Raw genomic sequence first — 8,553 nt, 5'->3', positions numbered from 1 at the left:
GTCAGGCGCCTCGTGCTCCGGCGTCGAGGGTTTCCGCCGCGCTGAGTGCCGCCAGGACCTGGGCCTGCCCGTCGGCCAGGGGCAGGCTGCCGGCGGTGACCGCCTCGGCGATCCTCGCCGCGTGTTCCAGCGCGATCGCCACGCCGGTCGGTTCCCGGTGCGCGGTCAGCAACTCGTGCCCCGCGCGCAGCGCGGCCGCGAGGTCGCCGTCGTGGTCCTGGGGACCGTTTGTGGTCAACGGCACCAGCCACAGGGCGGCATGGGACTGCACGATCTGGGTGTAGGGGCGGTAGTCGGTGACCGTGCCGCACCGTCCGCCGGCCCCCTTGGCGCTGCGCCGTCCGGGCCAGTTGCTCGCCAGCCAGCGGTGGCGTCGGCAGACCTCCAGCCGGTAGTCCACCGACCGGTCGCGTGCGCGGACGCGGCGTTCGATGACGACGGTCGACGGCTCGGTGCACGTGGTGATCTGGCGCAGGACCGGCACAGCGGTAGCCCCTCCTGGTCGCGGGTGAGGCTCTGATCATGACCAGTGGAGGGCAGGGCCAGCGTCCAGGATCGGACGCTACGACTGTGACCCGACTCTCATCCGCCGACCGGGGTGTGAGGCTGCGCGTCGCTCCCCGTGCCGCCCGGAGAGGCCGGGTGCGCCTCGTCGGCGTTCACCCAGACTCCCTCGGCGACCTGGTAGGACCCCGTCAGCTTCTCTCCGTCGGGCAGCCCGTTGGGGAAGATCCAGAATCCGCTCTCTCCCCGGTAGGCACCTGCGGCCTCGCGGGCCCGCTCGGTCTCGAAGGCCTGGCGGACGGTACTGCACAGCGTGCACGGGCATGCGGCCGGCCGCTCGGCTGCAACCCACGCCTCGTACAGTTCCTGCCCTCTGTCCGCGGGCAGTTCCCGAGCGATGGCGACCGCTTGGAGCATGGCGTCCCACCGGGCGGCTTCGGCCGCCGACGGCTCGACGGCTCGACGGTGCCGGCGAGGGTCCGGTGGCTGTGCTCCTGGTGGACGTGGCAGAAGTCGCGTACGGACATGCCGCGAGTCTGGCCCGCTGGGGACCGGCGGAGCCAGGGGTTTGCGGAAACTTGCGCGCAATGGGTTCCGCGGCGTCACGGCCGACCGGGTGAGGGGGTCACGCCCGGACGTCGCCGGGGGTCATGTCGTCCCGGATTCGCACGTAGCGCACCGGGTGACGGTGCCGGCCCAGGTCGAGAGCGGTGTCGGTTTCGACCTCGGCGACGAGGTCGGGCGCCACGGGGTGGAAGACCAACGCCTCCTTCACTCCCCACCCGGCCGAGAAGGTCCGGCCCCACCAGGGATGCTCCGCTCCCGCCGGCCGCAGGGCGGCGCCCAGCTCGACGGCCGCCTTGCGGGGCAGCGGCGTGGAGCGGGCGACCAGGCGCAGCCGGCCCGCCGCGTCGAGCCGGCCGAGCAGGAGACTTCGGGGCGCGGCCACGGCGCCGGTGACCGCGCCGATGATCCCTTCCATCGTGAGGCGGGTCCGCAGCTTCATCCACCCGCGCTCTCCGGGCCGGTATCGCGAATCCGGGTCCTTGATCATTATCCCCTCGATCCCGGCCGCTCCCCAGGCCGGGTCCAGCCAGCCGAGGGCGAGCTTCCGGTCCAAGGTCTGCGGGCACAGCGCCCACGGTGCTGTCAGCCGGCGACCGGCGAAGAGGTCCTCCAAGGCGTCCCTGCGCCGCCACAGCGGCTCATTGAGGAGAACAGCACCGGACATCTCGAGCACGTCGAAGACGATCAGGTGGGCCGGCCGTTCCAGCGCAGCCCGCCTGGCGGTGGCACCCCGGCGCCGGGCTCGTTCCTGCAGCGCGGTGAAGTCGAGCCCGTCCGCTCCCACCGTGACCAGCTCGGCGTCGAGGACCGCTTCGACGCCGAGCGCGGCCGCGGCCGCGACGAGTTCAGGGAACGCACCGCCCAGATCCGCGCCCCGCCTGGACTGGAGGAATGGCTTGGGGCTGGCGAACACCAGCACACGGAACCCGTCGGCTTTCTGCTCGAACAGCGCGGGCCTGGCCCCCGCAGGCGGCAGTGCGGTGACGGAGCGGGCGAGCATCGGCTCGATGGGCGGGGACAGGTGCACCCTCCACTCCTACGCCCCGCGCGTCCCACTCGCCCGTCGTGCTCGGGCCGCCAGCACGGCGCTCCAGGGAGAACAGATCCTGCACTCTCGCCCCGGGCGGCGCACGATGCGGGGTCCCATCCGCACGCGTCCCGCTGAAGGGAGGGCTGCCGGGGCCGCGGCGTGCCTGCTCCCTCGGGGAACGACGGGTCCTTGGCCTGCGGCGAAGGGTCAGTCCTGACGCCACGGCTCTCGGGCGCCGCGCCGACTCGAAGAAGAATTCGAACACCTGATTGAATTGCGTCATGGAGCAGCACATCTATCCCCCCGACCTCGTCCAGGCGCAGATCGCCTTTCTCCGCGCCTACCGGGCGCTCGCGGCCGACCCTCGCGCCTTCACCACCGTGCGGCGCCGCCAGCTGCTGCACCTGTCCGCCCGGGTCCTGTTCCACCCCTACTGGGCGGGAACCGTCGGCAGAGCCCGCCTTGAGGGCCTGCGGCGGCAGGCCCGGACGCTGGAGCAGACCCCCGCCGCCTAGCCCGGTGAACGACCGTCCCGGACCTCTGCCTGCCCGGATACTGCTCGTCCTACCCGACGAGCAGACCGTGGAGGTACGTCTGCACGAGAGGTTCCAAAGCGCCCAGGGACACCCGTGGCGCTACCGCATCGGCATGCCCTCGTGGGTGACCACGCAGGACGGCGTCGAAGCTGCCGAGTACACGGTGTGGGTCACCGACCGGCAGCTGAGGCCGATCGACGGAGTCGACCTGTCGAACGTCCCGAACCGCCGAGACCCCAGGACCATGCCTCCGCCCAGGCCGACCGGATGGATCGTCCGGCCCGCCGGCCGCCGCGGCACGGTCGTCCACGACGCCGTCTGCCCGGCAGCTGCCGGAGGCGGACGCGAGATCGGCACCCTCGAAGCACTGGATGCTCTGATGCGGCCCGGAGCCAAGGCGTGTCATGACTGCCCGGCCGCCGAGATACTCATCCCCGCCCTGGAACTGGGCCAGGGTTACGGCTGAACCTCACCACCCCGGAAACGGTGCGCTACCGCCCCCGGTGAGGGGCCGGGTGACCTGCTCCTACCGCATCCGGCGCCCGGCCGGGCAGGGTCAGCACCCGTACTCGTCGAGCACCGCCCGGGTCGTCCGGTCGAGCGGGCGCAGCGGGTGCGTACCGCCGTCCTCGGCCGGTCCCAGGCGCAGCGTCGCGCCTCCCTCGACGGGGGTGACGGTCAGCACGCCGTCGTCGACCATGGCCCGGACGGCGTCGTGCCGGTAAGGGCTGGCGGCGAGGCATTCGTTCGCGTACTGGCGGTCGTAGCGGTCGTACGGGCCGGCGAAGTAGTAGTCGGCGACGGGCCCTTGGCCCTGCCACACCGTGAAGGCGACCACTGCCGCGACGATTCCGGGGAACAGGGCCTGAGGCCCGGGCGCGGTGATCAGCCTCGGGCCGTGCCGGTGGATCAGGGCCGTTCCGGTACAGGCGATGAGGCCGGCCGTCAGGAACAGCAGCGTGTAGTGGGACAGCAGGTCGGCGCGCTGCCCGAAGGTGAGCGGCAGTCCGGTGCATGCGAGTACCAGCCAGCCGAGTCCGGCCAGTGTCGCGCCCTGGTAGCCGTTGAGCTTGGCCGGCCACTTCGCCCGGTCCGGCACCAGCTGCTGCTCGCGCCCCGCCCAGCGGCCGGCACCGCGCAGTCGTCCCGGATCCGGCGAGGCGCCTTCCGCGCGGTGCTCGACAAGGAGAGCGAGAACCGCGTCGCCGAAGGCGAGAGCTCTGGCGTGCACAGCAAACCGGTCGGTGCTCAGCTGGTTGAACTCGGCCTCCCGGCCGGGCTGGATCCGCGTGCCCGTGGCTCTGCTGCGGGGGAAGACGCGGTTGAGGGGGTGCCCGGGGTCGGGGAACCCGGGCAGTGTGGGGGCCGTTCGCCCCGCGCCGAGCAGATCGGTGGCGCTGCCTGTCCGGTCAGGGATGTACGACTCGTACAGCCGGTCCACCCGCCGGTCGCCGCGGAGGCTGGCCTGCAGTGCCTCGACCTGGTCGATGACGGCAGTGAGGAGAGGATCGGACGGGGCGCTGCGCATCCGTGCCAGGGCGGCGTCCCGGGGCACGGCCTGCCACACCCCGCCGAGCCGGTCCAGCGCCCGGTCCTTCCACACATCGCGCAGGCACGGCCAGACGCGGGCGACCGGCAGCCGCCGGGGCGGACGCCGGTCGGTGAGGTGCGCGCGCAGCAGCGTGCTCGCGCTGCGCAGATAGTCGGTCTCGGCCGCGTAGGAGATCGCGGCGGCGGTCGTGCGCTGCCCGCTGGGAACATCCTGCACGCGTTGGGCGGCGGCCCGGGCCGCGTCCCCCTGGGCGCTCAGCTCGGCGATCGCCCGATGCCAGCGGCTGCTCACCGGCCGCCCCCCTGTCTGTACCCGGTGTGGTGTCGCCCCTGAGGCTACCCGCACGGTCCGACACGGCGTTGTCCCCCGCCTTGGTCCTACCGGGTGGACAGACGGAACTCTGGGACCAGGGAGGATCCACCCCAGCGTCGAGACCGTCTCCCGTGCTGTCGGAGATCCTTTCCGCACCTTCGTGACGTTCGTCGGTGACGGGCGGAGGGTTTTCGTCTGTGCGCCGCCGGAAGCCCGGAGGGCGCTGCTCCTCCCGCCCTCCGGGCAGAGCCGGTAGGGCGGAAGGAGCAGCGGTGGTGGGGGGTCGGAAATCGTGCCGGCTCCAGGATCAGATCAGTCGTGCCGACCCTGCGCGGCTTCCCGCAGGCCCAGTGCCAGGCGGTCGTGCTTGTCGGCCAGCGTCTTGAGCTGGTCTGCGAAGCAGATCCAGTCCGCGGGCGGCTGGGGGGCGACAACGGCTGTCCCGTTCCAGACCGGGCCGGGGACGTGCAGCTCCCGCATCTTGCGGACGAGGTCGCGCTCCTCGTCGTCCATGGCGCGCATCCGCGACCACGGGCGCCTCCACTCACCTCCGACAGGAGTGACGAGGTCGTGCTGCAGCAGGTGACCCATACGCGACTGCCACCAGTCACGCTTCCGATAGATCTCCTGCGCGTGGTCGATACGGTCCATGTCGGCCGCGGAGATGACGCCGTTGACGGTGATGGCTTCGAGGATCTGCTGGTGGAACTCGGTCAGGCGCGGGAGCCTCCGCTTCCTCGCCGGCACCGTGAACGGCTCGAGCCCTGCCTCTTCGCGCAGGATCGCGTGCATCCCCGTCAGGCAGGCGGATTGGTGGAGCTCCCTCCACTCCTGCTCACGCTCGCGCCGGTCGGCCAGACCCAGCAGGCCCGGACAGACTTGGCACAGCCTCAGGACTGCATCGGGTTCTTCACTGCTGCTGTACCGCTCCCACCACTGCTGCCCTGTGGCGGGCAGGCGCCCGCAGAGCGCACATCCCGTGTCGTGGAACGCGCCTCCTCCCTGCAGTTCCTTCAGCGCCTTGTAGCTCGCGTGGGGATAGACCTCCTGGTAGTCGTCGGCGCGGCCGGACACCCCGCCCAGGCCCAGGCAGTCCTCGCACAGGGCGATCGGCGAGGACCTGCGCGGCTCGCCGGGCCGCGAGATCCGGGTGGCCGGCACCTCGCGCCGGCACCAGGAGCAACGGCCGACGGCGCCGGGCTCGGGCTTGCGGTACCGCGGCGTGGTGCGGCTGACGGTCAGGTCGCGGCCCTCCCGGAACAAGACCGTTCCCTCCTCGTCGTACGGGTGGAGCATGAACAACCGCACGGTGGTCCCCTTGCCGGCCAGGGCGAGCCTGGTGCGCCAGTGGCCGTAGCCGACCATGTCGCGGACCAGGCCGGTCATGCCCGCGTCCCTGGCGTCGTCCTCCATCCGGGCCTCGGCCTTGGCCTGCTCGGTCTGGTCCGACAGGCGCGGAGACAGGTGGACGGCGAGGTCGACGTGCAGGAGCTGCTCACGGCCGGGGTCGGAGTAGGGGCCGACGGCCCGGATCTCCTTGACCCACCACAGCGAGTCGGGGTCGGCGTTGATGTCGCGTGCCGCGGTGACGACCTTGGCGGCCAGGACGTCGGCCCGGGCGCGGCTGACCGCCTTGCGGCCGGTGCCGCGGCCGAGCTGCACACCGTCTGCGGTGATCTTCCAGCGTCCGCCGTCGCGGTCGGCGGCGGTGCCGGTACCGGGTGCGGTCAGCAGCCCCTGGCCGGCCATCGCGCCGAGGTAGGCCAGAGCCTGGGGATCGTCCATCGCGAGGTGTTCGCGGACCTCGCGCAGGGTCAGGCCCCAGGTCCCGGCGCGCTTGAGGAGGTCCCTGGTCTGCCGGGTCGGGTAGCCGAGGAACGGTGCGTCGAGGTCGAGGGCCACCTCGCCGCCGCCCGTCCCGACACCGCCGAGCGGCACCAGCGCGGGGCGGTCGGGGTGCGCCGAGGCGCGCAGCAGTGCCTCCTCGTCTTTCCGTGCCTGGTAGAGGGCGCCGCGGCGGGCACCGTCGACCCGTTCGAGGTCGGGATTCTGCACGCTTGCGGCGAGGGCCTTCGCCCGGTCGTCGGGATCGACGGGGGCGGTCTCGTCATCGTCACCGGGCAGGCTGAGGGCGGCGATGTCGGACAGCATCAGCGCGAAGTGGTCCCGGCCGTCGTACACGCTCAGCCAGGGCCGGTCCCGGGGGCCGGTGCTGCGCGGGTGCACGCTGGTGACGTCGACGTTGATCCACTCGGGTTCGGCGAGCGGCGCACCGGGCCGGGCCCACAGGACGCGGACCTCCGTCCAGCCCCTGTCGCCGAGGTACTGCTGGGCCTGGCGGACGGCGTGAGCGGCGTGGTCCGACGGGATCCAGTGACCAAGCTCCCAGCAGTGGTCCGCATCGGCCCGCCGGGCTCCGGCGCGGTCGATCAAGAACTTCGCCATGTCCTGGCGCAGCCGGTCGCGGACCGCGGCCACGTAGTGGTTCGACGGAGCGGTGCTGCCCAGAGTCCCGGCGTCCGGCCACGTCACCGCTGCTCCGTCCCACAGCGGGAAGGCCGGCGAAGCGACGGGGGCAACCTCGCCGACCCCCTGGGTGATGCGCGCGCCTTGGCGGGCGGCCGGCTGGGGTCCGGTCGGGGCAGAGAGGATCCGGACGGCCTCCGCACGGCCGGCCGCGTCCAGCACGGCTGGGAGAAGGCCCTTCTCGGCGGCGTCGACGACGCGCTCCAGGGCACGCTGGTACCCCATCCGCGTCTCGGCGTTGAGAGCCCTGGCGATGTTCTGGCGGTTGCTGATCTTCGTGCTGTTCTTCGACGACACGACGGCTCCTGCACGCTCCGGCCCGGGCCGTCCCACCACGACCGGCGCCGGAGTGCATACAGGGCGGTCGAAGAAAGGCGGGAGCGCCAACCGTCACCACTGCATCACGCTCCCAGCGGCAGCTGGATTCACCACAGCCCGGAGGTGGGTCCGGACACGGCACGCCCGGTGACAGACGCAGCGCCGATCCTATCGCCCGCCCGGCCGCCAGACGGCGTGGTCCAGCACGTTGTGCACCGACGGAACCCTGCGGGCAGTGGCTGTCCATCCCGCTGCCGGGAGCGTCTCCCGTGCTGTCGGAGACCCGTTCCCGCTGAACCGAACGCCCGATTCGTCGACCGGTGCGCCTCGGTGACGTTTCGTCGGTGACGCTTCGGGAGTTCCGTCGGTGCACCTACCGGCCGGGGGAGACGGAAGCCGGGCAGTCAGGCAGTCAGGCCGCCACGGGTTGGTGGGACCAGTTCAGGTCGACGTGCGTGGCACCCTCACGGACCACGATGGGGCCGTGCTCCTTCTCCAGCCGGCGGTACTCGTTTCCGCCGGAGTTCGGGTTCTTGTACCCGGCCCACTTGCCCAGGTCGGCCTGCAGCAGGGCTACGCCGGCGGCCTGGTGGGCGACGTAGATCCGCTCGGCCCGCTGCCGCTGGGTGAGGTTCTTCGGCAGCACGGAAAGGTCGATGTCGATGCTCAGCCGCTCCCGTGCCTCTTCGTTTTCCTCGTTGTCCGGCAGGTTGTCGTGCTCGGGGTCGGGCTCCTCGTCCTCGTGCTCTTCCTCACCCTCCTCGTCGCCGAGGGCGTCCTCGCCTTCGCCCGGCAGCGGCTCCTCCTCATCGGACTGACCGGCCGTGGAGCCCTCTGCGGCGGGCTCGGCAGGCTCTCGCTCAGGTTCCGGGTCCTGCTCCGCCACCGGCTCGGGCTCCGCCTCCGGCTCGGTCTTCAGCTTCGGTTCGGCAGCGGCCTGGGAGCGCGGTTCGCCCACCGCAGCAGGCTCCGGGACCTCCCGGGTCTCCTGCGTGACCGGCTCCTTCTCATCCTGCGACGGGAGGGGCGGCGCGGATGCCGGGGCGGCTGGTGGCACCGCCACGCTCGCCGGCGGCTCTTCGGCCCTCTTGGCGGTGGCCTGCGGGGTGCTGGCCGGCAGGGCGTTGGCCGGAGCCGCGTCCATCCTGGACCCCGCCGGGCTCCGGCGGTACCGGGAGAGTTTCGAGGAGGACGGTTTCACCGTGGTG

7 protein-coding genes and 1 pseudogene are annotated in these 8,553 nt (G+C 72.3%); 2 read left to right on the top strand and 6 right to left on the bottom strand.

Features of this window, described 5'->3' with window-relative positions:
- Position 1: 1 nt before the first annotated feature.
- The 3 genes from ABZ281_RS25820 to ABZ281_RS25810 form a co-directional block, all read right to left on the bottom strand.
- Positions 2 to 484: a hypothetical protein gene (locus ABZ281_RS25820; RefSeq protein ID WP_356659123.1), complete on the bottom strand. Its 483-nt coding sequence runs from the start codon at positions 482 to 484 to the stop codon at positions 2 to 4.
- A 98-nt stretch (positions 485 to 582) separates the two neighbouring features.
- Positions 583 to 921, bottom strand: a complete 339-nt coding sequence (locus tag ABZ281_RS25815; protein WP_356659121.1) for a hypothetical protein — start codon at positions 919 to 921, stop codon at positions 583 to 585.
- A gap of 208 nt (positions 922 to 1,129) precedes the next feature.
- Complete coding sequence (locus ABZ281_RS25810) at positions 1,130 to 2,098, bottom strand: ATP-dependent DNA ligase (RefSeq protein WP_356659119.1); 969 nt, start codon at positions 2,096 to 2,098, stop codon at positions 1,130 to 1,132.
- Between the two features lie 284 nt (positions 2,099 to 2,382).
- Here ABZ281_RS25810 and ABZ281_RS25805 point away from each other — a divergent pair, with 284 nt between their 5' ends.
- A complete protein-coding gene (locus ABZ281_RS25805; protein WP_356659117.1) occupies positions 2,383 to 2,616 on the top strand; it encodes a hypothetical protein in 234 nt (77 codons plus the stop codon).
- A 67-nt stretch (positions 2,617 to 2,683) separates the two neighbouring features.
- Entirely contained in the window at positions 2,684 to 3,103 is a 420-nt protein-coding gene (locus ABZ281_RS25800; RefSeq protein ID WP_356659115.1) for a DUF6233 domain-containing protein, read from the top strand.
- A gap of 90 nt (positions 3,104 to 3,193) precedes the next feature.
- On the opposite strand, the gene ABZ281_RS25795 is transcribed toward ABZ281_RS25800, so the two are convergent.
- The 3 genes and pseudogenes from ABZ281_RS25795 to ABZ281_RS25785 all read right to left on the bottom strand — a co-directional run.
- Positions 3,194 to 4,480, bottom strand: a complete 1,287-nt coding sequence (locus ABZ281_RS25795) for a hypothetical protein (protein ID WP_356659113.1) — start codon at positions 4,478 to 4,480, stop codon at positions 3,194 to 3,196.
- A 333-nt stretch (positions 4,481 to 4,813) separates the two neighbouring features.
- Positions 4,814 to 7,324 carry a hypothetical protein gene (locus ABZ281_RS25790; RefSeq protein WP_356659111.1) on the bottom strand — a complete coding sequence of 837 codons (2,511 nt, stop codon included), beginning with the start codon at positions 7,322 to 7,324 and terminating at the stop codon, positions 4,814 to 4,816.
- Between the two features lie 433 nt (positions 7,325 to 7,757).
- Positions 7,758 to 8,553, bottom strand: a pseudogene (locus ABZ281_RS25785) (hypothetical protein); the annotation flags it as partial.

The organism is Streptomyces sp. NPDC006265 (assembly GCF_040613555.1).
GTDB lineage: Bacteria > Actinomycetota > Actinomycetes > Streptomycetales > Streptomycetaceae > Streptomyces.
Note: the sequence above shows the minus strand (reverse complement) of the source record. Positions and strands in the feature narration are given on the sequence as shown.